21 protein-coding genes and 1 pseudogene are annotated in these 23,599 nt (G+C 54.1%); 16 read left to right on the top strand and 6 right to left on the bottom strand.

Translation table 11 applies throughout. The annotated features are described in order from the left end of the window. The first annotated feature begins 155 nt into the window (after positions 1-155). Together ACFOFO_RS19800 and ACFOFO_RS19795 are read left to right on the top strand one after the other, a co-directional pair. Complete coding sequence (locus tag ACFOFO_RS19800; RefSeq protein ID WP_390332531.1) at positions 156-893, top strand: TcpQ domain-containing protein; 738 nt, start codon at positions 156-158, stop codon at positions 891-893. Beyond that, a pseudogene (locus ACFOFO_RS19795) lies at positions 877-2,208 on the top strand (type II secretion system protein GspD); the annotation flags it as partial. The gene ACFOFO_RS19800 and the pseudogene ACFOFO_RS19795, both read left to right, overlap by 17 nt. A gap of 237 nt (positions 2,209-2,445) precedes the next feature. Here the strand turns inward: ACFOFO_RS19795 and mprA are convergent. Next, complete coding sequence (gene mprA, locus ACFOFO_RS19790) at positions 2,446-2,496, bottom strand: MprA protease, GlyGly-CTERM protein-sorting domain-containing form (protein WP_390329403.1); 51 nt, start codon at positions 2,494-2,496, stop codon at positions 2,446-2,448. Positions 2,497-2,590: 94 nt separating this feature from the next. On the opposite strand from mprA, the gene ACFOFO_RS19785 reads away from it, so the two are divergent. The 9 genes from ACFOFO_RS19785 to iscB all read left to right on the top strand — a co-directional run bounded on the left by ACFOFO_RS19785 (position 2,591) and on the right by iscB (position 13,849). Further along, on the top strand, positions 2,591-3,271 hold the full coding sequence (locus ACFOFO_RS19785; protein WP_390328531.1) for a hypothetical protein: 681 nt from the start codon (positions 2,591-2,593) through the stop codon (positions 3,269-3,271). 8 nt (positions 3,272-3,279) lie between these two features. Beyond that, on the top strand, positions 3,280-5,016 hold the full coding sequence (locus ACFOFO_RS19780) for a GspE/PulE family protein (RefSeq protein ID WP_390328528.1): 1,737 nt from the start codon (positions 3,280-3,282) through the stop codon (positions 5,014-5,016). After that, the gene (locus tag ACFOFO_RS19775) at positions 5,016-6,266 is read left to right on the top strand and encodes a type II secretion system F family protein (protein ID WP_390332528.1); all 1,251 of its coding nucleotides are present in this window, start codon (positions 5,016-5,018) and stop codon (positions 6,264-6,266) included. Before ACFOFO_RS19780 ends, ACFOFO_RS19775 begins: the two co-directional genes overlap by 1 nt. Next, positions 6,200-7,114 carry a hypothetical protein gene (locus ACFOFO_RS19770; protein WP_390332527.1) on the top strand — a complete coding sequence of 305 codons (915 nt, stop codon included), beginning with the start codon at positions 6,200-6,202 and terminating at the stop codon, positions 7,112-7,114. The genes ACFOFO_RS19775 and ACFOFO_RS19770 overlap by 67 nt, the downstream gene beginning before the upstream one ends. Continuing rightward, on the top strand, positions 7,111-7,596 hold the full coding sequence (locus tag ACFOFO_RS19765) for a hypothetical protein (protein WP_390328521.1): 486 nt from the start codon (positions 7,111-7,113) through the stop codon (positions 7,594-7,596). The genes ACFOFO_RS19770 and ACFOFO_RS19765 overlap by 4 nt, the downstream gene beginning before the upstream one ends. Before the next feature lie 34 nt (positions 7,597-7,630). Then, positions 7,631-8,446 carry a peptidylprolyl isomerase gene (locus ACFOFO_RS19760; protein WP_390328520.1) on the top strand — a complete coding sequence of 272 codons (816 nt, stop codon included), beginning with the start codon at positions 7,631-7,633 and terminating at the stop codon, positions 8,444-8,446. A gap of 77 nt (positions 8,447-8,523) precedes the next feature. Next, complete coding sequence (locus tag ACFOFO_RS19755; RefSeq protein WP_390328517.1) at positions 8,524-9,153, top strand: hypothetical protein; 630 nt, start codon at positions 8,524-8,526, stop codon at positions 9,151-9,153. Positions 9,154-9,233: 80 nt separating this feature from the next. Beyond that, positions 9,234-9,761 carry a hypothetical protein gene (locus ACFOFO_RS19750; RefSeq protein WP_390328515.1) on the top strand — a complete coding sequence of 176 codons (528 nt, stop codon included), beginning with the start codon at positions 9,234-9,236 and terminating at the stop codon, positions 9,759-9,761. 380 nt (positions 9,762-10,141) lie between these two features. After that, positions 10,142-13,849, top strand: coding sequence for an RNA-guided endonuclease IscB (iscB, locus tag ACFOFO_RS19745; RefSeq protein WP_390328512.1), 3,708 nt, complete (start codon positions 10,142-10,144; stop codon positions 13,847-13,849). A 462-nt stretch (positions 13,850-14,311) separates the two neighbouring features. Here iscB and ACFOFO_RS19740 read toward each other — a convergent pair whose 3' ends face one another. From ACFOFO_RS19740 to ACFOFO_RS19720, 5 genes are all read right to left on the bottom strand, one after another. Continuing rightward, positions 14,312-14,689: a hypothetical protein gene (locus tag ACFOFO_RS19740; protein WP_390332524.1), complete on the bottom strand. Its 378-nt coding sequence runs from the start codon at positions 14,687-14,689 to the stop codon at positions 14,312-14,314. An 89-nt stretch (positions 14,690-14,778) separates the two neighbouring features. Beyond that, positions 14,779-15,024, bottom strand: a complete 246-nt coding sequence (locus ACFOFO_RS19735; protein WP_390328508.1) for a hypothetical protein — start codon at positions 15,022-15,024, stop codon at positions 14,779-14,781. A gap of 131 nt (positions 15,025-15,155) precedes the next feature. Beyond that, positions 15,156-15,629, bottom strand: coding sequence for a lytic transglycosylase domain-containing protein (locus ACFOFO_RS19730; RefSeq protein ID WP_390332522.1), 474 nt, complete (start codon positions 15,627-15,629; stop codon positions 15,156-15,158). Position 15,630: 1 nt separating this feature from the next. Continuing rightward, positions 15,631-15,954, bottom strand: a complete 324-nt coding sequence (locus tag ACFOFO_RS19725; RefSeq protein WP_390328504.1) for a hypothetical protein — start codon at positions 15,952-15,954, stop codon at positions 15,631-15,633. A gap of 412 nt (positions 15,955-16,366) precedes the next feature. Then, positions 16,367-17,401 carry a PRTRC system protein D gene (locus tag ACFOFO_RS19720; protein ID WP_390332519.1) on the bottom strand — a complete coding sequence of 345 codons (1,035 nt, stop codon included), beginning with the start codon at positions 17,399-17,401 and terminating at the stop codon, positions 16,367-16,369. Positions 17,402-18,840: 1,439 nt separating this feature from the next. Between ACFOFO_RS19720 and ACFOFO_RS19715 the strand changes: the two genes are divergently transcribed. From ACFOFO_RS19715 to ligD, 5 genes are all read left to right on the top strand, one after another. Next, positions 18,841-19,359: a hypothetical protein gene (locus tag ACFOFO_RS19715; RefSeq protein ID WP_390328493.1), complete on the top strand. Its 519-nt coding sequence runs from the start codon at positions 18,841-18,843 to the stop codon at positions 19,357-19,359. A gap of 11 nt (positions 19,360-19,370) precedes the next feature. Then, positions 19,371-20,432, top strand: a complete 1,062-nt coding sequence (locus ACFOFO_RS19710; RefSeq protein ID WP_390332517.1) for an integrase domain-containing protein — start codon at positions 19,371-19,373, stop codon at positions 20,430-20,432. Beyond that, on the top strand, positions 20,429-20,977 hold the full coding sequence (locus tag ACFOFO_RS19705; RefSeq protein ID WP_390328484.1) for a hypothetical protein: 549 nt from the start codon (positions 20,429-20,431) through the stop codon (positions 20,975-20,977). The genes ACFOFO_RS19710 and ACFOFO_RS19705 overlap by 4 nt, the downstream gene beginning before the upstream one ends. Before the next feature lie 312 nt (positions 20,978-21,289). Beyond that, a complete protein-coding gene (locus ACFOFO_RS19700) occupies positions 21,290-21,592 on the top strand; it encodes a hypothetical protein (RefSeq protein WP_390332515.1) in 303 nt (100 codons plus the stop codon). Positions 21,593-21,611: 19 nt separating this feature from the next. After that, positions 21,612-23,599, top strand: a 1,988-nt coding sequence (ligD, locus tag ACFOFO_RS19695) for a non-homologous end-joining DNA ligase (RefSeq protein ID WP_390332513.1), incomplete at its 3' end; no start/stop codon positions are given.

Below are 23,599 nucleotides of genomic sequence, written 5' to 3'. Positions count from 1 at the left end.
CGCCGCTGATTTTCATGAATATTCACTGAAAATTTGCAATGGGAATTCTGACAGTGCTTTGGGTACTGCAGAACTTGGGAGGCGCGTTCATCGCGATCCACATTTAACTTCATGCGTGCAGCATTGAAATACCAAAAATTGCTTATAAATTAACAATGCCACGACTCGGTCAATACCTAGCTCTGATCTTCGGGATCGCCATTTCGCTACATGGGTGGGCTGGCGACGTCGCCAATCCTGAAGACTTGCGTCTGCTCGCAGTAAATGGCTACGAGGGTAAATGGACTGCCGACATGGCTTACAGGGGGGTGATTTTCTCGATTGCTCCGGGTGATGAAACGATTGAAGGGTGGAAGGCTGAGTCTGTCGCCCAGAATTATGTGGTGATCAGATCGGGCGATGGCCAAGATGGTAGTTCGCCGACGAGAAGGACACTCACAGTTAATGGACAAACAATTCTTGACTCCATTCCATCGCCAAGCGAAAGCTCACATACAACGGGTAATGCGACACCTACTAGGGCAGGTGTTGCAGTAACCGCACCCGTCGATCAAGTAGTGCCGTCAAAAAGCATCACTAGCGTGAATGTGTCCGCTGTGGAAAGCAAGGCGGTTCCGGTGCCAGAGTTCAAGCCAAGGGCGGCAACTTCTATTTCTTGGCAGGCTACCGTTGGCTCTCCAATCAAGCAAGTATTAAAAGCCTGGGCCCGGGCAGCGCAATGGGAGTTGGCTTGGGACGATGGCATACCGAATTATCAATTCCAAAATCAAAAGGAATTTTTTGGTTCCTTAGTCGACGCGATTTCGGGTCTCGTTGAATGCTTACCGGACAGCCATAAAGTCCAAATTACGATGTACGAAGGCGATAAGGTCATTCATGTCCACACACGTTAAGGTTTCTCAAGTGAAGTGGCCGCTCGCGGCAGCTTCCATCGTCGCGCTTCTGTCTGGTTGCGCATCATTTCCGCGCCCACTGACAGAGCCAGCGATCGTGACATCGACGGATGCAAGCGTCATGGCGGCGGTGCAGGAAGGCGATGCGGCCACGTCGATGGATCTTGACGCTGGATTCTCTGCCGAAGACGTATTCATGCTGCACCCCATTGACGAAAGTGGTCCAGTGCCAGACCGGCTGGTGAAGGGAATCACCATCACAGAATCGGGGATATTCGATGCGCTTCGTTTGATCGGTCGGGATGCCGGCCTTACGCTTAATATCGAGGGTGGCGTGAATGGTAGCGAACGATTTGGTTCAACCTCAGCGTTCGACGTGCACGGCAATCTGAAAGAAGTGCTTGAAGAACTGTCGGAATCGATGGGCTTTTTTTACAGCATACGCAAAAACACACTTTTCATTCAGCAAGAGCAGCAATTCGTAGTAGAGTTGCCACCGGCACTGAGCGAAGACAACGCGTCGGGGCTGACCAACACACTGCAATACCTCGGCGCAAAAGATACCTACATCGATCGGATGAACCGTTCGCTGGTATTCAAGACCAACCGGAAGTCGCTGGCCAAGATTGAGGGTTATTTACAAAAAATCCGCGAGACTCGCTCGCTGATCATCTATGACGTGAATATTTTTCAAGTCGATTTGAAGGATAACTCAGATACCGGCATTCAGTGGAACAAGTTGGGATGGTCCGGTACACCTGGTGCTCTCAACGGAGTCTCGAATGTCAGCGGAGCCGGGAACGGAGCGACCGGTACCAGCAATACCGTTGCGGATGTGATCGGGAACGCGATTACCGCAACCAAATCCTCTCTTGGAATGGGGTTGGTGCTGTCGAGCGCTCGGTTCTCTATCGATTCGCTCATTAATTTCCTGCAAACACAAGGCAGTGTCAAAGCGATCTCTCGCCCTCGATTGGCCGTTATCTCCGGGACCAAAGGCACGTTGCGGGTCGGACAAGTCACGACCTTCATTTCAAAGGTCGGCACGAACTTTTCCACCTCTGTCAATCAAGTCACCACCGAAACAAAGGACCTGAAAACCGGTCTTGAGCTCGGCCTCTTCGGTGATTTTAGCGATAACACGGTCTATACCCGGGTTGGCCTGTCGATCTCCGAAATTACGCGGCTGGACAAGGTAACGGCACTAGGCACGGATTTTACCTTGCCCCAAACGGCCGACCGCGACATCAATACCGTCATTCGTGCGCGTCCCGGAGACATGATTCTATTGGGTGGCATCACTATTGACCGCGACACGATCAATGCCAACGGCGGCATCTCGGGTACCGGAAAATCCAAGGAGGTCACTCGCTCGGAGTTGGTCCTGACCTTGCGAACCAAAGTCGTTTATTTCCGGGGTAAGGGCTACAAGACTGCAGAAGTCGCTAAATCCACCACACAACTGATCGGCGTCACGCCGAAACCGGTCTTATTGCCGGCCGCCGTGGCGGCGATCCAACCACCGACCGTCCCGGCACCAACAGTCATCATTTCATCCGGCTCGTTTGCGTCGGCAAAAACCAAGACCGCCAATTGATGCCATCAACACCGAACGGAATACCATCTTGAACAAAATTACGCCTACGCTGTTGTCGCTTGCGGTCCTGACACTTGCATCATCCCCAAGCTTTGCGCAGATGCAAATCCCCAATCCGCTGATTCAGCCCCAAGGTCGCGCCAAGCCGGCGACACAGGCGACCGATGGCAAGGATGTGCCTGCACCCTTCCCGGCCAATTATGCGCCGCGTGGAATGTCGGACCTTCCCTATCCTCAGGCGAATGGCAGTAATGGCAACGCCAAGACGCCGTTTGCCGAGGTTCGTGACAAGCTGGCAACGTTCTATGTGTCGGCGATCGTTGGTAATCAGGCGATTCTTCGGCGTGGCGTTGTCACGCAGCCTGTCAATGTCGGCGCCCAGCAAAACCCTATGGCAATGGCCCCGCAGCAGTACAACGCCGCACAGCAAATCAATAAGCCCGCAGCTGCTGTTCAAACCGAAACCATGTTCGTCACCGATGGCGAGCCGATTGATTTTGTGGGCGACGCCATCACGCTGATACCAAAGGTCACCGCAAACCGCGTGTGCATCTACTACACCGAAGATGGCGCGTCGCAGAAGAATTCGCGACGGCAAGTCGCTTTTTTGGGGCAAGTGGAAACTTCGACGGCTTCGGCTCCACCAGCGATCGTGCTTGAGAAGTCCGATCCTGCCTACAAGCAGTTTATTTCGGTAGACCTCAAATCGCGCAACGGTGGTGGCGCCAGTGCGCAGCCGTCGACCAACCCGTCCATGGTCAGCACGCCCCCGACCAATTGAGCGTCGCAATGTCGAATATCGAAACTGCTAAAAAGATGCACTCTGGCCATGATGAGTCGCTGGCCACTGGTCGTGCATTGATCGAGGCCGGCTTTGTCACAAAAGCGCAGCTGGAGATCTGTCTTCGCCAGCAACGTGCCTATTTGGAATCTGGTCGCGCATATTTCATTGAGCAGATTCTGGTGATGAACCGGTTCTGTTCCAAGGCGCAGATTTCAAGCGTCATCGATCAGGACTCAGCCGGTGGCCAGAGTAGTTTGTTCCAGTTGTTCCTGCCGGTCCAGATCTGCAAGAGGTATCTCGTATTCCCACTGCGGGTCAACAATGGCGTCATGGAAATCAAGTCGGCGAGACCATTGACACCGAAGCAGATCGAGGTAATCCGGGCATCGAGCTATGTGCCTGCTGCGGAAGTGAAAGTCATACCAACCGACCTCGCTGAGATCACGAGCATCTTGTCCGGTGTCTTAAATACCGAGCACACGTTTGAGGCGATGCTGGATCGGATGAAGCTTTCCGAAATCAACGGCGTCATGCTACGACAGGCTATTCATTCCATGCTAGTCGATGCTGTCAACATGCGTGCGTCGGATATTCACATCGACAAACAGCCAGATCCTAAGGCATGGATCAGCCATCGCATTGACGGCCGCATCATCCAATCGCACCTGATTCCGGCACGCATCATGGCTGCGATTTTCACGAAGATCAAGACCGAGGCAGGTATGGACGCCTCCGACGATCGTCGCTCGCAGGATGGCCGTGTCAGCATTGAAAATCATGGCAGGCAAATCGACTTTCGTGTAGCGACTCAGCCGGTCGTGGGCGGCGAAACCATGACATTGCGCGTGCTCGATCCAGAATCCCTGCTCGGGCTGGATGCCTTGTTTCCCAATCAACCCGATATGACGGAGATGTTCCGCAAAATTGCCACGGTCAACGGCAAACGCGGAGGGTTGGTGATATTTTCCGGCCCAACCGGATCTGGCAAAACTACTTCGTTGTATGCCTTGAGTCAGCAATTCCCGCGTGACGCCATCAACATCATCACAGTGGAGGACCCAGTTGAGTATGTTGTCAGCTTCATGCGCCAAATTCAGCTGAATCAATTGCTCAACGAGCAATCGATGGATGTTGAACGGTCGATGCTGCGGCAGGATCCTGATGTCATCATCCTGGGCGAAATTCGCGACGCCGATACGATGGGCGCTGCACTGCAGTTTGCCCAGTCTGGCCATCTAGTTTTGGCTTCCATCCACGCCGACAATGTGGTTCAAACATTCCAACGCGTCATGTCTTTTGTTGAAGGCGAGTCCAGCAGCAAGGCATTGTCCATGTTGGCCAACACACTGCGCGTCGTGGTCAATCAGAAATTGGTGCCGCGGTTGTGTTCCTGCGCCGAGCCACACTCCGATGTTGAGGCGGCCTTGTCCGTTGCCAGAGCAAGCATCGTCCCCATCTCCCTGGGGGCCAACCTTAAACGGAAAAAAGGTTGCCTGCGTTGCCGCGACACCGGGTATTACGGTCGTGCTGCGGCACATGAAACGATGGTGATCCCAATCGATGAGAACTATCGTCGCGATATTGCCAAAAAAATAAGCGAAGGCAGTAGCAGCTTTGCCGATGTGCAGGACATGCAAGGCGTGACGCTCAAACGGCGTCAGGATACGCTCGGCCGGCTTGCCGAGGCTGGTGTGATCGACTTGGACACGGCTGTGCGCCAGGTGAATGAGGAGTTCATCTGATGTTTAGCCAACTGCGTAGCTACAAAGTCCACTATATCCTGCCGTACCGCAGTGATTTGTCGGCCACAGAGGACCGGGTTCATCGTGGGCAGTTCCATCACCGGGCCATGATGGTTGGCGAGAGCGAAAACGCAATTGTCGGCCAGATTATTGAGCTTGGCGGCACACCTGTAAATTTCCAGCTGATGAAGCCGCGGAGCCGGTTGTTTTCTAAAATCACCGGCGCCTATAAAGAGCAGTTCTTGCGCGCAATTTACTTCAACTGTTCCGCGATGTCGGCCGCAAAGGCATTGGAAGCAGTGATCGAATCGGACACCAGCAGTGTGCGAACACAGCTGAACCCGGCACTGGCGATCATCAAGCGCGGCGGTAGTTTCATGGAGGCTATTGAGGCACTGAACGCATTCGATGAAAGTACCTTGGCCATTCTGGAGGCTGGTGAACGTACCGGCACGCTGTCCGAGGCAATCAACACCGCCGTAGAACACCTCCAGTCAAGCGCAACGACAGCAAAGCTGATGATCGGGATGGGGACCTTTGCCGCGATAGAAGTGTTCATGGCAGTCAGTTCATTGCTAGGCAATCGGTATGGAATGTTGCCGAGTATGACCAAGAACATTCCAGAAAACCTCGCGCCTGAGAAGCTGGAAGAACTTAAAACAGCGATCAAGTATGCGTTTCTGTCGAACGACATCATGATCTGGGCGACTGTCGGGGTGTTCTTTCTGGCGATTCTCGGAACGTATTCCTATTTTGACAAGGACAAATCGTTCCGCAAATGGGTCGATGACCAAGTTCAAAAGATACCTGCGTTTGGCTTGGCCATCCAGCACGGTGCGGTGGCCAGCAGTTTCCGGGTGGCAGCATCGTTGCTTAAGGGGGGAGTTCATCTTGCGGTAGCCATGACGATCGCCGGCAAAAGCACCCGCGTGCCTGGCGTCATGTCGTACTGGTCGGAAGCGCAAAAGCGCGCCGAAAATGGAGAATCTGTCGCTGCGACTTTGAAACAGCCGCTGTTGGACAACTCCAATCAGCTGCTGGTATCGGCCCACACCAATAGCAAGCAGTTGGCCGATTCATTTTTCGTTATCGCGACGCGTAGCGACGAAATGGCCAAGAAGTCGGCTAAACGCTTTGGAATCATGCTGTTTTTTGCGATGGCGGCATACACGATGCTGTCGGTTTGCGTCTCGCTCTATGTTCTCTGGATTCAGAACGAATCGATGATGTCCGGATTAAAAGGTCAATAATGCTTAGCACCGCCAACTTTGAACAGATTCATTCCGGCATGATTGCCGGGCGGGTCCCGAATCATGAGCGTGACATCGAGCTCACCATTTTTTACATTGCCCGGGATTTATTGGGTACCGACAATCTTCACTTGTTAACATCGGTCAGCCAGGATGGACTGTACGTGTATTACTTCGCCTCTATATCGAGCGCGTTCGCGTCGGTTCCGTCATTTGAGACGCCGTTAGCTGCGGCATTTCCGAATAATCCTGAGCATCAGGGCGATGGCGTATACCTGCTATCGAAGGGCTCGGTATCGGTTGCGGTCATCCAGGATGGCGAGAAATTCCGCTTGCTGGTGAACAACGTGGATGCCGTTGCCAGCGCCATCGCTGACCTCGACTTGCCGGTGTATATGGCGGAGCAGTTCACGCCGGTGCCGATGCTGTCGATTACAGAACGGCATCGCCATCTGGCCGACGCATTTTCCGGCAAGGTCATCAAGTGGAGCACGGTCGTCACGGTGGCTGCACTGGGCCTGGGTCTGATCGCAAATGTGGCATCGGCAGCCTTTACGACATCGCTGAAAAGCACCAACGACCAATACGCGAGCGAGCTTGGCTTGCTGGTTGCGAAGATCGAGCATAGCTCCCCGCTTTCGAAGCAGCTGGCACAGATCCAGAAGATATCGGCCACAGTGGTTCGAGCCGGTGGCTGGATTAATTCCTATGAGCTGGCCGGCGACAAGGAGAAATTCGTCGTTTCCTTGCCTGATTGGGTGACGCAGGACTTCATCGCCGCTCTTGGAAGAGAGGCGGTCGCCGATCGCGATTTGACGAACAACATCATCAAGGTAGAAAAAAAATGAGCGGCACACTCGCGAAGCTCGGCGGCATGGGCGGGCCTTTTTTGAAGGCGGGTCGATACATCAGCCTGGTGGCCCCTACGGCCTTGTTGCTATCGGCACTATCGATATGGTTTGCCACCACGCAAATCAACAAGGTCATTTCCACGGGAGCGCAATCGGCGGCCAACGCCATCACCAAGAACCAGCCTCCCAAGATGAACAAGCGAAATATGGACGCCGCCGGTTACGCCGAAGTCGTCAACCTGCTGTCACGCGGCAATCCAGCCGTGCGGGTTCAACTTGGGATTAACAAGGATTCCATCGTTGTGTCTGTTGCCGATCCGGAGCAGATGCCCGAATGGGTCTTTCTATTGTCGACCCTGCAGTCCTATCGGCCCGGGCTGATCTGGACCGCCGAGCGGATTTGCCTGAAAAAATGCGAAGACAACCGCGCTGCGTCAGCTGAACTGACGGCGTATACGCAAGAAGTCATCGTGAATTAATCACCATCCACTAATTCTGTTTTTGGGACTCACCATGAAAGCTGCAAAACAAGTACTCCTGGCTTCTGTTCTGATTCTGGTCGTTGCCGGCGCGGTCGCCGCAATCTACGGGCCTTCTTACGTCAACGGATCGAACCATTCGGCGGGACGGTCAGCTGGCAAAGGCAATGTTCTCGCCACAGTGAACGGTCAAGTCATCGCGGAGGCGGACATGTTGCCTCTTCTGCAAACCGGTTTGGATCGATCTGTCGCACTGGATCGTCGCATCACGCAAACCGTTTTGGCGCAGGCCGCCGAGAAGACGTATGCCACGGAGGCACAACAGGCCATCGACGATGCGAAGAACGACATTCTCGCGCAGATCTATACGACCAAGCGCACTGTTGCGTTACGAGCCGAGGTCACGGACAAGGATATCGCGACCTTCTACGACAAAAATGTCAATGCAGACCAATTCCGCCTGCTGAAGATCAAAGGTTACGTCACAACCGAGGCCAAAGATGCTCAGGCCTTATACGAACAAGCATCCGGGCCTAAGGACGCAAAGGAAACCAAGGACGCCGTCGCAAAAATGCAGTACCTGAAAAAGGATGGTGAGCATTTCCTTGCGGTGGCGCAGGTTCCTTACAACTTGGGGCAGGTGCTGAAGAAGATGAAGGCCGGGGATCTCTTGCAACCAGTGGTGATTCGGGAAGGCGTGTTGGTCGCGATGGTGGAAGAAATCAAAGAAATGCCCAAACCTGGTTTGGAAACTGTCAAGGAAGAGATTCGTAACTACCTTGTAATGCAAAAAATCGATGCCGAAGTTCAATCGTTACGAAAATTAGCGAGGATTGAACTAAAGGGGTGAATCAGGCAGCGATATTCTCGGCATGTGTGATTAGCAAATAAATTGATAATTCGATAATTTTTTAAAAGGGGTTCAAGATGCAGCGTTTCAAAATGACTAAAAATAAGCAGGGAGGTTTCGTCGGCGTGATCTTTTTGGCGATTGCGTTGATTGCGATTGTGATGGGCGCTATCGCGTACATGAGCCGCAGCAGCGCTTCCGGCGTGGGTGATCAGGGCGCGAAAACCAACGCATCGGTAATTTTGAAGCAGGCTGCGGACTTCAAGGCCGGGTATGATCGTCTGCTTGTCAGTGGCACCGTGACTGGCTCTCAAATTACTTTTGATACGACGGCCGCCACCGGGCTGTTCGACCCAGCTGCTGGCTATGCCATCCTGCAAGTGCCGCCTGCTGCGGCGGTCACGACCGGTACGGCCGCATTTACATACAGCAAGCTGGTGACTCTGCTCGGTGTCGGTACAACCGCTGCTGACAACGTCCTTACCGTGGGCAACCTGACTTTGGCGGTCTGCCAGCAAATCAACAAGACTTTGTATAACGACGCCGCAACGGCGACGCCTGCCGCGACCACAGGCTCGACTGCGCAATGGACGACCGCACCGGCAGCGATTGCTGATGGCACTGGCGGCAAGTCGGGTCGTAGCGAAGGCTGCGTAGGCACTTCGGACGGCGCCTACGTCTACTACAAGGCAATGCAAGAAATTTAATTTCCTGGATGCCGAAGCCATTGCGCGGAATCTTTTCTGCGTAGTGGCTTTTATGCATTCTGCGCTCCGCACAAGATTGGATGGTCAATGTGAAGAAATATCGACAAGGCGGGTTCATCGGATATGTGTTGATGGTAATCGCAATGCTGTCTATGGTCGCACTGGTCGCAGCCAAGATGTCGCGGAGCGGCGGACAGCAACAATGGAACTTCGAAACCAGAAACACGTTGCTGGATCAATCTAAATTGATTCGCAGCCGTGTCATCGGTTGCGGCATCGCCTACCCTTCCGGGAATAACGGTACGGGCTTCCACGCTCGATTTCCAGCGACCGCTGGCACAGGATTGGTATCTGACCTCGTGTGCCCAGGGCAACCGGCGCCGAATAATCTCTGGACTGGGGTGGGAGGAATGACTTTGCCCTCGGTCCCTGGCGGCTTTTCTGCCTGGAGCTATACCAATGACGGCACCAACGTGAGGATCAGCATTCAGACAACAGCTGGAATCGCTGATATAGCCGCGGTGGCGGTGCTTGACACGCTGGTTACTCGTATCGGCAGCAATGCTTCTCGGACCGGTGCGGTTCTCACAATTATTTTGATGGCCTAATCGTCAACCACCCCGTCCTAAAGGACGGAGCTTGAAAGGCACAAGCCCCGATAGTTCGAGTTGACCCGGGTTCGTTCTGCCGGCGTAAGCCGACAAGAACTCCGTTGCAAGTAGGTACAAGACCGACGCCGGGATGCTTTATCCAGTCCCGGATAGATGGGCGAAAGCCCATCACTCGAAGTTGCGGTAGCAGACAAGCTATAGGGTACGCACGAAACGGACCGCAACAGGCAGCAAATCATCGCTGCCGAAGCCGGCTTGCAACATTCCCAAGGATAGCGAGACCGTCAAGTTATCGACGGCCTCCGACACAAGGCGCGTAAGCGCAACCTGCCGCAGGGTATCTGCGGTACGCAAGAAAAAGAAACAAGGGAATCGACGTGGCAGTATTTGTACTGGACAAGAAAGGCCGGCCGTTGATGCCGTGCACACCGAAGCGGGCGCGCAAGCTGCTCGCGTCCGGCCGTGCTCGCGTCCACCGGCTGTTCCCGTTCTGCCTCCGGCTCGTCGACCGTTTCATCGAAGATGCAGCACTCCAACCGCTGCGCCTGTCGCTCGACCCGGGCAGCAAGACCACCGGCATCGCCATTTCTCGCACTGCCGACGTGATGGACGCCGATGACGTCATTGAACCGGTCATGCACATTACGTTTTTGATGGGACTGGTGCACCGCGGCCACGCCATCAAAGACGCGCTGCATGCTCGTGCAGCGATGCGTCGCCGGCGTCGCGGCAATTTGTGCTACCGCGCACCGCGCTTTCACAACCGCACCAAACCGAAAGGCTGGCTCGCACCCTCGCTGCAGCACCGGGTCGACACGACCATAGCGTGGGTCGAACGGCTCTGTCGTCTGGCCCCCATAACGCACCTGGTGCAGGAGCTGGTGCGCTTCGACATGCAGAAGATGCTCAACCCGGAAATCGCCGGCGTTGAGTATCAGCAAGGTACGCTGGCTGGCTACGAAGTGCGTGAGTACCTGCTCGAGAAGTTCCACCGGACCTGCGCCTACTGCGACGCCAAAGGCGTTGCGCTGCAGATGGAGCACATTCACCCGAAGGCGAAGGGCGGCTCGAATCGCGTCAGCAACCTGACGCTGGCGTGCGAACCCTGCAACACAAAGAAAGGCGCACGCGACATCACCGAATTCCTCGCGAAAGACCCAATACGGCTAGCGCGCATCCGGAAGCAAGCCAAAGCGCCGCTGCGCGACGCTGCGGCCGTCAACGCCACGCGCTGGGCGTTGTTCACCGCACTGCAAAAGACCGGCCTTCCGGTGCAAACCGGCACCGGCGGACAGACCAAGTGGAACCGATCGCAGCTCGGCATTATCAAAACCCACGCGCTGGACGCGGCCTGCGTCGGTGTCGTCGGCGACGTGCGCGGCGCGAACACTCCGACCTTGTGCGTCAACTGCACAGGGCGCGGTTCACGCTGCAAGACGCGACTCGACAAGTTTGGCTTTCCGCGCGCCTACTTGACAAACAAGAAAACGTCTTTTGGTTTTCGCACCGGTGACATGGTGGTGGCGGACGTGACAAAAGGTAAAAAAACAGGCGTCTACAAGGGTCGTGTGGCAATTCGCATGACGGGCAACTTCAACATCCAGACCGGCATTGCGGGCGCCGCGACCGTGCAGGGCATCTCGCACAAGCATTGTCGCATCGTTCAGCGCGCCGACGGTTATGGCTATGTCTGGCAGACCACCCAATTTCAAACCAAAGACAAGGGCTACGAACGCTTCGCGGTCGGCTCCTGTCCTCCCCGCCCTGGACGGGGTATCTCGGAGCATATTCTGATGAACATTCGATTCTCACATCGCCTGATTGCATCTGTTGTGGCACTGACCATCGGCGCGACTCCGGTCGTTCCCGTGTTTGCGACGACCGCAGATGAGGTTCTTGGCTTAGCGGACATGACACGCGCAGCCACGCAACGCATCGCGGTTCAGCAAGCCGTCATGTCATTGGCCACTGAATCGAGCGATATTGACGGCGATGGCTATATCGAAGCACCCGTAATTCTCGCCGGAACTGGCCCAGTCGGTGGCGGGATCATCCCGTTGTCCAGTGCTGCACCGAAGGACGACTCCTACGGCGTCAAGTTGGGGTACTGCTCTTGGGATAACGGTTCGACCAATAGCAGCGTTGGCCGTATCACAGGCGTTGTGAACGGGTATTCCGCGCCAGTGTTCGCGGTCATATCGGCGGGCATCGACAATGCGTTCCAGACCAGCTGCGCAGACATTGCTGCCGGCACCGGGGCAAAAGGTGACGATTTCCTGATCGCCTATAGCTCAACGCAGCTGCAGATGGGGACCAGCGGCACGCTGTTTTTTGGCGATCCGGTGGCCGACGTAACCGCTTTGAACGCTTTGAACGCCGGGAGTCTGAAAGATGGTCAGGTGCGTCTCACGAAGGCAACGAACGCGCTTTATCGCTGGAATGCAGGTACGACCACATGGGTGTCGGTAGGCTCGGGACTGCCATGGGTAGCATCTGGCGCTGGCTATGTGTCAAACAGTCAGGTCGCAGCGATGGGGGGGAATGCCATAGGCCTGGCCAACGGTGCATATTTTTTCCGAGTTGGCAGCGAACCCGGTCTGAATGTCGCGTATGACTACGGCGGGATTCAAGCACGTAACAACGGGGTCGCAGCGGCATTAAATCTCAATCCACTGGGCGGGAACGTCAATGTCGGCGCGAACTTGTATGCCAAAGACATTACTGCTTCGCGCGGCGACGGCACCGGCGTCATCTTCCTCAATGGCGCGAACACTCGCTACGTCTACTTTGACGGAACTCAATATCAGATGCCGGGCGCAAATTTATATGTCAACGGCAGTCAGGCCTGGACGCAAGCCACGCTGACAAATTTAAATCAGCTCACCAATGGCCCAGGGTACATCACGGCAGCGCAGGCTCCCGTGCAATCCGTGTTCGGGCGCACAGGTAATGTGGTGATGAATTCTGGAGATGTCACCACCGCCCTTGGATATGTTCCGGTCAATCGCGCCGGCGACACCATGTCGGCTGCACTGGGCTTCACGGCGCCGGGCACCGCTGCCACCATCGGGCCTGGCAATGGCGATGGCGCAAGCTCAACGACCAACAATTTTGCCCTGAAATCATGGTACGGCATCGGTTTCGGACCGAACATCACCGGCCAGCCGGTGGCTAACGGTAGTTATTCGCACTGGTTCAACGTTCGTACTGGTGACACCGGAATGGCGGGCACCCTGACTGCGGCACACATCCTGGTGAATACATCGGGCACCATAGGCCTCGCCAACCAGACTGCCTACGACATTGGCGCTGGCCGCATTGCCGCGGGGCAGTCCATTTACTCGTATGGCACCATCTGCGTGGGCAACAGCAGCGGCGACTGCACTGGCACAGGCGGAGCTATCCTGTCAGCCAGCGCGATGACCATCGGCGGCTCCAATGTCTTGACCGCTGCGAATATTTCCGCCAACGTCAACGGCGCGATGATTGCCAGCGTTCGGACTGACCAGAACACCGACATTGGCGTCGCCAAGATGATGCGCTGGAAGAACTATGGCAGTAATCACGTCCTGTTCGATGCATCGGCCAGCACGGCACCAGAAGGCCAGGCCATCAGCAACAAGGATGCGCAGGTTGCCTGGACTGGCAGCTATCCAACTCTGATGGGCTGGAACGGCACGAACACGTATGGCGTGCGCGTCGACAGTGCACGACTCGCCGATACTGCCACTACGCTGATAGGCAACGCCACTATCGCTGAAATTAACAACAATGGCTGGTATCGCTCCAACGGGCAGGCCGGCTGGTACAGCTCTACCTACGGCGGCGGTGTCTGGATGGTCGATACCACTTGGGTGCGCGCCTACAACGGCAAAGGGTTCCTGACTGACGCCTGGTTATATGCCGGAGCCGGCTTGCAGATTGCCGGTAACGTGGCAATCGATGGTTCGCGCAACTTCAATGGTGGCGCCGTCACGGCCAGCAATTACGTCCAACCGGGAAATATCGCCGGCAATGGCTGGGGCTGTGCCGCGGCTGGCTCGATTGGCCGGGATGGGTCCGGCAATCTGTATGTGTGCAACTAGGAGGCTGCAGTGAACAACTTACCACTGCTGACAGCGTCTACCGGGCCCTGCCAAGTACGCTCCCTGGAAACCGCCAGCCATTTGTTGCGAGCGTTGCTGGTGGGCTGCCTATTGCTGGGATTCTCGCTGGCCGCGCATGCGCTGACCTGGAAGCCGCTGTGTACCGATGGCGGGTCCGGACAAGGCGCACACAACGGAACCTGGCACCCACTCAACACGTCGTCCACCGGCGGTGGCACGTGGAAACCCTTGGGCGCCTGCACTCAACCGCTGACCGCGAGTGCCAATGGCGATAACTTTGGCTGCACCGGCAATACGACGGGTGTCCAGTACTACTGCTATACCTACCCTACCGTCATTGCCAGCGGCGGCACTGGTGGATATACCTACAGCTGGACAATTACAGCCGGTGCCAATTTTGGACTTGCCAATGGGACAACGGCAGGCCCCACCGTTAACCATCTAGTGGTCAAAGCCGGCTACACCGGCACAGCTGTGTTGTCCGTCACGGTAACGGACAATACCGGCCACCAAGTCACCGTAACCAATATTCAGTGTATTTATACGGCATAAGGAGCCACACAAATGCGTATCGCTTTTTATATGGCTTGTGATTTTACGCATAGCGATACTGATCCGTGCTGGATCTGACCACTCGATGACCTCAAATTCATCTGGCTTCACGCCCAGTTTTCGTCCGTCCGAGAATACAGCTGCGACCGCGCCATAGCTGTTTGTCCAGGCGTCCAGTTCCATTCCGCGAAAGGCCACAGGAATATTGTCACCCATCGTGGCGAACCCGATCACCGGCATGGGATCCGCCGTCACGGTCTTGATCATGCGAATCCGTTTTGGGACCGTCTCTCCGAAGGGGTAGCCGTCTTTGTGTGCGTGGGGGCAGTCAATCACAGGACGACTGTTTTCAACGCTCACGAAATTACCTCTCGCTGATCGCACCCCAATGTAATCTTCAGTTCCGCGATGCTTACATCCGTTTCTTCGTGAATCCGAATCAACATCGATGCGCCCATTTTAAGGGCGCCGTGCCTGAGCTTACTAATTAAGGGAGGAGCCACTTCAAGAGCACGAGACAATGCCGCGGCGTTTTTCAAATTTAGCTGTTTCATCATATTATCGAGAATCTGATTTTGACCTGTAGTTTTGTCGATTGCCATGTGTTGCGCTTTCTATAAGGATGAAAAATGGGATTAATAATTCCGAGTCCAGCCAGCTCCGTTAAGCAAACCGCCTATTTAACGCGGGGAACGGGCCGATCCTGGTTGTGAACAAGCAGTCAGACCAGAGTCTAACGCTCGCGTTTGGAAAAATAGCGTAGCCAAATTTTGTAAACTTTTAGCGCATAGGAATCGCGTTCGGCGATCGTTTCACTATGATAGGCACCAACCGCCATCCAAGTGTTCCCGTAACGACGCATCATTTTTTTGTAATGCCAAGCGCCGATATAGATATTCTTACACTGGTCAAGAAGGTCGGAAGGCGCAATTCCGAAACGCGATAGTTCAGAAAAGTGAATGGAATTGATCTGCATGCAGCCCACATCGATCGATCCGTTTGAATTTCTGCGTACTGTGCCATCGCAGCGCCAGTTTTCTTGAATTGCAATCGACCGTAGAATGTCGGGACTAACCTGATGGTAGCTTGCGGCGGCGTCAAAGCAGTCTTGTACCGCGAATGCTGAACGCTGTGCCATGATCAGGCAGAGGGCCAGCGCGGAAAGCGCGCCGGCGGTCCGAGATCCTAAAAATTTGGCGCAAGCCATGTCAGCACTCCGACTGATGTGATGACCGCGAGAACCAGAGGCGCCGCAGCTTTTGGCAGATGCGACTTGGTTGATAAATTTGCCGCATGGATTGCAAAACACCCGGATGTTTTGCCTTATTTTGTTGCACATAGTCTGCAAAGTTTTCTGAGATGTTTTCTTCAGAGATGTTCGGGTCGTACCTACGTGCCTTACTTGCGAAGGCGAGGTACATCTTCTCGCGGCCGTCGCCTTTTCCGTGCAACATCGCATGAACGCTGCGGGGGTCATTTTCGACCCATGCAACATTGCTTTGTTCAAGAGTCCAATTTGCCAGTGTGTTCATTTCCATCTCCTTTATAAGAACCGTGAGATAGAAATAACACGCAGTTTTGATCAGTCAAGCCCTCGAAGTCGTCATGCAAAGGTAACTTCGAGGGCGACACGTCAGCCTGTAAGGCCGTCTAGGTTAAATGTTGGTACCGAATAAGGTCGAGACTTATTCTTCTCGGTAGAACGCGTGTCCGCGGACTGTGCTGATTCGGTAGGGTGTGTCTGGCGCGAATCGCTTAGGTCGATGGGAGGCGCAGCAGTTGATACAGCTCGAGTCGTAAGTGATCCTTCGGCAATGACTCCCATGTGAATCAAAGCAATCAATCGGTGACGAATCGCTGTTTTGTCACCATTAAGTTTAGCGAGCTGGTCATAAGCCATATCCCCAGGACTGATGACGACTCTTGAGATGATCCTATTCATGGTCAGCTCGCGAGGTTTGCTGCCCATTGTTCTCCGACCATCTGAAAGCCGCGAACATTGCTGAAAATAGGATCGTCATCAAGAATGATTTTGCGATTCGGTATCGCCTTCTCAGTCTCTTTCTTGAAGAGAGTAGCGCCGCCTCCCGTCAGAATGATGTTGTCGACGTCGTCCATATTGCCTACGCTCTTCAGCATCGCTGCCAACGATTCTCGAATCGCATTCTCGGCAACCTTACCGTACCTACCGTTGATGTCGATTTCCTCGCCACTAATATGCACTTTCTGTCCGGTTCGGAGTGCTAGATCGATCCGCTCCAGAACCCCCATATTATTTTTCTTCCCCTGTCCCATGGCATCCGCCACACTGGTCACAATCTTGGAGACGCCGCCGTTATAACCATCGCTGCGTCCGGGGATCGGTGAATTGCCTTTGGCCAAAAACCAATCAAATGTGCCGTGGCCAACATCAAGAATCAAATTCTTCTGGGCGCTCATCTGGTTGTACAGCCGTCGCGGTACGCTGTAATTAAAGAATGCTCCAACTGGCTGTGGCAAAATTCGGACATTCGCTACCTGAACGCTCATCTTGGCCGGTGCACCAGGGTTCGCTTTTAGATGAGGATTGGGAATGGTATGGCCACCGACCATTCGCTCACGTAACTTTTCCCGGTGTGATTCAAATGTGGTCAGAGGGAGTCCAAGGACCAACATATCTATCTTTGGAGTCTTCATGTAATACAGTGCGCCGCGCACCAGGGCCATATAAATGTTGGAAAGAGAGTACTCGGCATCCATCAAACGCATGGTAGAGCTGGACTCGGCCGTTTCGGAATCCCTCCCGACGACGTAGGAGGCACCGTCAATCTCGACCTCGATGAACTCGCCAGCGGACAGTACGCCTCCCGTCATCCCAAGTGAGTTACGAGGTTGCGGAGCGATAGAAGGGAACACCTTGCACCCGAATTCAAATTCCCCGTCTGCGGTGGTGAATTTAGTGTTGCCGTGGCCAACGTCGATCGCACGTGTTGTGGTCATAAATATCTCCCTGATTAAAGAAAATTACTGTGATTACTTTACTTCGCCAATCGATAAAAACTAACCGCGAATAACCGCTAAAACTCTCGGATTCCCAAGTCGTTTGAGAAATTTTGACAAAAAATCGAAATTCTTTGCACGAGGCTTCGGATAAATTCCACGCGCCGTCAAAGTCGTGCAATAAATTGAAATAATTTATAAAAAAATGGCACGTTTTATCACGCAGTGTTCAGTGGAAGACCTAACACTGCTTGAATTGACAAAAAGTGAAAAAAAGTGAAAAATTTTTTCACTATTTCGCATTTACTCCTTTCAAGTTACAAGGTCCGATCTTCACCTCCAAAATCCCCTTGACAAGCATTTTGAGCTCACCTATTCTGGCCTCACTATCTGGTCGCACGGCCAGTTATGCAGCTGGGCATCTAGCATCTTCCTCACCGGTTCAAGACACCGGTACAAAAATCTTCTTCAAGGCCTCGCGCCTTTTTTTAAATTCAATGGATCAGAATTCCATTGGAAACAGAGTGTGTCTCAAAGCTAGTGTTCATGCGGTTCTCCAGTCCTTTTCGGACAATGAAACGACAATGAGATTTTTTTCCAAATTCCTGTAACGACATTCAAGCCTACTTGCGGGCGGTTCGGACATACGAACTGCCGTCAGCGGTTGATGCTCACGGTACGCAGCTATCTGTACGCCGGAGGTCGACTTCAATGGTGAGTTCTACCCTTCTGGTGGCAGGGAGGGATTAAGGAAATGTGAATGTCTGTCGTCCCATATTCCCCCAAGCGCGGTAAGCGTATATCGGGGACGTTTTTCCAGTGCAGCGATAAAACTGGACAAGACAGCAAGTCGTCACACACGCGACTTGCTCCCAATCTCCCGCAGAAAATGCACCAGGAGATGGGCATAACAGATTGGCGGAAACGCTCAATCGCTATGGTTCGATCATTTTTTAAGACACGACGCTCGTCCGCGCAAGACGTATAAAAGCGCCGAACCTCCAGCCGTTAGGAGAACCACCGTACCGGAATTGAAGTATTTTCCCCATGCGTGCGCTCGGGAAAAGACAGCACTGGAAGGAGCTGCCGATGCACAAAATGACATACACGAAGCACAGCAACGCAATAGAAGAGACTGATTGGCCCGCGTCCAATCGCGACAGCCAGGGTGAAACGACAGACGCCGTGCGCTATGCCGTCCGCATTAGACATAGGAGAGCAATGCGGGGGATTCGCGCCACTGCGTCCAAACCGGCCGTATCAGTGGCGAGCAATACACCCGAGTCCATGACGACAGCCGAAGGCATGCGCCAGCCATGGCATCCAACGGTCGAATTCCCGTGCATGCCAACACTCCTTCCCTTGATGGGACCTTTCCTGACCATACCTAACTGACGAGCCAACGGAAGCACAAATCACATAGAAAGCGGAGAAAGCACATGAACCTGCCTATCACCCAATACACACCAACATCTCCTCTCAATGGAGAAGCGTCACGGCAAGCCGGCTTTGCGCAGGTTTGGTCCGGCGTCCGATTCGCATGGCAACTTCGCCGTATGAAACGCACGTTATCCCGTATGCAGCCGCTGTTTTCCGTCGTTTGGGAAAACCTCCTCGACACCGATCGTCACGTAGCCATACAAATGCTCGCGGCAAGGGTGTATGGACTTCATGTAGCGGACGCGATCGCACTCAAGCCTGTCGTAAGTTGCCAAAATGGACATATCGTTCTCGGCGCCGGGGCAAAAAGTCAGCACAAGATACTGCTCAACACCCGGTTGCAGAAACAGACCATGCAGCTGCTCGTTCAATTTGTACGTACTCATTCGGGCGATAGCAACGCGACACTGGCCAATCCTCTTTTGACCGCGCCGCAGAATCTCACGCGTTATGGCGCCCTGGTCGACATACACGTCCAGCGCCTGCGTACGCAATACGCCTTTGTGACTGCGGAATAGGAGAATCGGACATGAACCATCATTTTTCCCATCGCGCCAAGGTTACCGAAAAGCCGCAAGGCGGCGGCTGGCAGCACAAACTCAAGGCGCTGATCGATCAACACAATCACATGAAGGCGAACGGGACCAGTGTCGCCTCCAACCGGACGCGGGAAGAACGCTGTGAAAAGCTGTTCCAGATGTTCCGCACGCTTCGGGATAAGCTCAACTTCAAGATCGAGGATCCGAACAACCTTAAGATCAAGCACATCGAATCCCTGGTGAAATATTGGGTCGAAGAAGGCTACGCGCCGGCGACGATCGACAATTTCCTCAGTCACCTCCGTCTGCTCTGCCTTTGGATGAAAAAGCCCGGGATGGTCAAAAGCCTCCAGGTCTACGCGCCAGAGGTCAAGCGGACCTATGCGGCCAAGCACGATAAGAGCTTCGTCGCCAACGATGTCGATTTTTGGGAAGTCTGGGAGAAGGTGCGAGCGATGGACCAATACGTCGCCATGCAGCTGCTCCTGATCAAGGCCTTCGGCGCGCGGCGCAAGGAAGCCGTGATGTTCAAGCCGCTGATCGCTGATCGAGAGCTGTATATCGAACTGTTCGAAGGAACGAAGGGCGGACGGCCGCGTATGGTGCCGGTCGAGGATGATTTCCAGCGCAACGTGCTCGCGACACTAAAAAACTTTGTCGCAAGCAGACTTGCCGACGCCAAAGGCCATATCGGCGATCCGGACAAGGATCTCGAGCAAAATTTGAAACGCTACAGCTACGTCCTGGGCGCGGTGGGCATCACCAAGAAGTCGCTCGGTGTCACCGGCCATGGCCTGCGCGCCGAATATGCCAACGACCAGCTGGCCAAGCTCGGCGTGATCACCACGATCCGGGGCGGAAGCGGCAAGGCAGAAGACAAACTGACAACGAAAATCGCTTACCTGAAAGTGTCCGAGGCTTTAGGCCATTCCCGTGAGGACGTGATGACGGCGTATGGTGGCAGGCGTCGACCATCGCGCCAACCGGAATGCGGCGATGTGCAGCGTCCCGGCAGGACAGCCGAACCGGGCGCAGAGGAGGAACGGAATTGAAGAAGGAACTAGCGCAACGGCTGGCCGCGCACTATACACAAACGATGACGGACGACATCCGTCCCGCGCGGACGCAGCAACGACCATCGGAGGTGAGACATCTCAGCACTGGCGAATTGGCCCTTACGATTCTGATACGGCAATGCATGACAATTATGGACCGGCGCGATCCGGCATTTCGCGATCGCTTCGAAGCTCTGTACCGAGAGGATGAGGGATATGTGGCGATGCAGCTGCTCGCCGCCCAGGTATTAGGCTTGCGCATGCATGAGGCAGTCATGATGAGGCGGAGCGTTCGAAATCTTGACGGCGCGATCTTGATCGACAGCGGGCGGGGCGCGCTTCCGCTCGAGCACCAGCTGCAGGGACAAGACGAACTGGTTGTGATGCAGGCGATAGACCAATTTTTGCGCGTCCGTAAAGGACAGCCGTTCGCCAGCCTGAACAACCCGTCCATGTCCGTCGAGGACAATATTGCGCGCTTTTACGAACTGACGGTGGCCGGACTTACGAGGGCGCCGTCGCGTCAGGACATAGCCGCCTGAATTAGCGCCCGAATTCCTCGGAATTGCCATTGATAAGGCGACAAACGGAGTTGCTCTGTTGATTGGTCATGGGCGGAGCAGGAGCGCCTTATCTAGCTACTAACAATTGAACTTTGTCGGATGCCTGAGACAATCAAACCACAAATTCAGGAGGGGGAAAATAGGAAAATATGGAAAATCACTCTGTGAGTAAAACCGTAGATTTGATCCCGAAAGTTATGTCAACCGGTTCATTAACAGACAGTGAATTGGAGGCTTTTCGACGGTTTGGCGAGACATGCGCGCGGAGAAGGATTAGATGTTTCTAAGAGCATGATGTATCGATTAGCTGCGAATGGCTTGGTTCGGCACATTGGCGACGGGCAGTTCGAAACGACCGAACTTGGTGAGTCGTTTTTTCAACCTGAACTCAATCCTGTTTTTTCCCAGGCTATTGTTCCGCCCGGATGGGAAATCGGACAGGTTGCAGGAGGCGAACCCTTTGATTTCACGGATAAGCCTGAGTTCGTGCATACTGCATGGAGCATCTCAAGCGGTGCGGCGACTCCAAGCTCGATAGCTCCAATCGACTACAAAATTCTTTTAAAATTCAAAGAGTTAACCGCGAAATTTTAAGAAATCCAGGCCTACCCTCATGATCATGATTGGACGCAGCCACAGCTCTAACCTTGATACTTACGCCAAAAAGCGCGACTTCACTGCGACCCCTGAGCCCGCAGCTAGTCTCAAAGATCGCGCAGGACCCCTCTTTTATGTTATTCACGAACATGCTGCACGCAACCTTCACTACGATTTACGGCTTGAACTAGACGGCGTTTTGAAGTCCTGGGCTGTTCCGCATGGCCTTCTTATCAAGCCAGGTGAAAAACACCTCGCCGTGCAAACCGAAGATCATCCGATCGATTATGCGAGTTTCGAGGGCGTCATACCGCCTAAACAGTACGGCGCCGGAAAGGTCATTGTTTGGGATTGCGGCGTGTATTCGCCGGATACGGGCGGTTCCTATTCCTTTCATGACCGCGCGACCGGGCAGGCGCGCGTTCGAGATGCGCTTGAGGAAGGCAAACTCAGCTTTACCTTCGCCGGTACAAAGCTCAAAGGCTCGTTTGCATTGATACGCACAGCGAAAGGCTGGCTTCTGATTAAACACTCTGACGGCATAGGACCGGTCGACATCGAGTTAGAACGGTCCCCGCTTTCAGGGGAAACGGTGACGGCTGTCACGGCGTCAGTCCCGCGGCTACTGTTGACACAGATGGTGCCTTCTGAACCCCAGGAGCCTACGCCGACAAAGATCGCAGTGATGACGGCGCAGACGGCTGAGCAAGCGTTCTCACACCCTGAGTGGCTATTTGAGCCAAAGCTAGACGGTTACCGTATGACTGCCTATCTGAACAACGGGAACGTAAAGCTTCTTTCTCGTGGAGGAATCGATTATACAAAATACTTCCCGAATATAGTGAAAGAGCTTGCCAGGCAGCCTGTTCAGCCGGCCGTGCTGGATGGGGAGATAATTGCATTCGAGAATGGCCGTCCATCTTTTTCAGCTCTACAGGAGATCACCAAATTCGTATTGGTAGATGACAAGGCGCATAGCTGCGTCTTTTACTGTTTTGATATTCTCCATGCGGTCGGTGTGAACACGCGCCATGCCGCTTACCTAGATCGTCGTCGTTTTCTGAAACAATGCGTGACACAATCCGATCACGTAAAAATCGTCCATGCTGAGCAGGATGGTCTCGCGCTTTATCAGGCTGCCATCGAGACGGGGCTTGAAGGGGTCATGGCGAAGAAGAAATCCAGCGTCTATAGCGTCGGTGCGCGTTCGCCGAACTGGCTTAAAGTAAAGCCGATCCGCACAGCCGAATTTGTTATTGTGGGTTATACGAAGGGGAACCGAGGGAGTTTGGGCGCGTTGCTGCTGGGTTATTGGGACAAAGGTACGCTGCAATACGTCGGGCGTGTCGGTACCGGATTCGACACGCGAACCATCTCAATGCTGCTTGGCAGATTGCAGCCGCTAACAACTAAAAATTCACTTTTGCCTGACAAGGCGGTTCGCGCGGCCTTATGGGTCAAACCTGAACTGGTTGCAGAAGTAAGTTACTTTGAGCTAACCAAAGAGAACAAGTTGCGGCACCCGGTCTTTGTAAAACTGCGTGAGGATGTCGATCCTCGTATGGTCTCTTTGCCTTCTGCAAAGCCGGTATCGCCCCCGGGCAGAAGTGAAGTGGACGCCGATGAAATTGCGCAGCTGTTGAAGCAGCTTGGCGAGAGTGATGCGAAGTGCATCTTGAAGGTTGGAGGCCATCAGATCGTGCTGACCCAACTGGATAAAGTGATGTGGCCAGCGCACAAAAAATACAAGGCGCTAACGAAGCGGGATCTCATTCACTATCTGATGAGCGTATCTCCCTATATGCTGCCGCACCTGCGGAACCGGCCGGTTACGCTGATTCGCATGCCGGATGGGATCGGGGGGGAATCCTTTTTCCAAAAGCATCTCGATCAGAAGCTGCCGCTTTTCATGGAAACCGTCGCAGAACCGTCAAAGGCGAAGACAGCCAAACCACTCCTGCTTTGCAACAATCTGGCCAGTTTAATATGGCTGGGGAACCTGGG

This window comes from Pseudundibacterium arcticum (genome assembly GCF_042646465.1).
Taxonomy (GTDB): domain Bacteria; phylum Pseudomonadota; class Gammaproteobacteria; order Burkholderiales; family Burkholderiaceae_D; genus Undibacterium_A; species Undibacterium_A arcticum.
The sequence above is the reverse complement of the archived record's forward strand: the minus strand, read 5'-3'. Positions and strand labels throughout refer to the sequence as shown.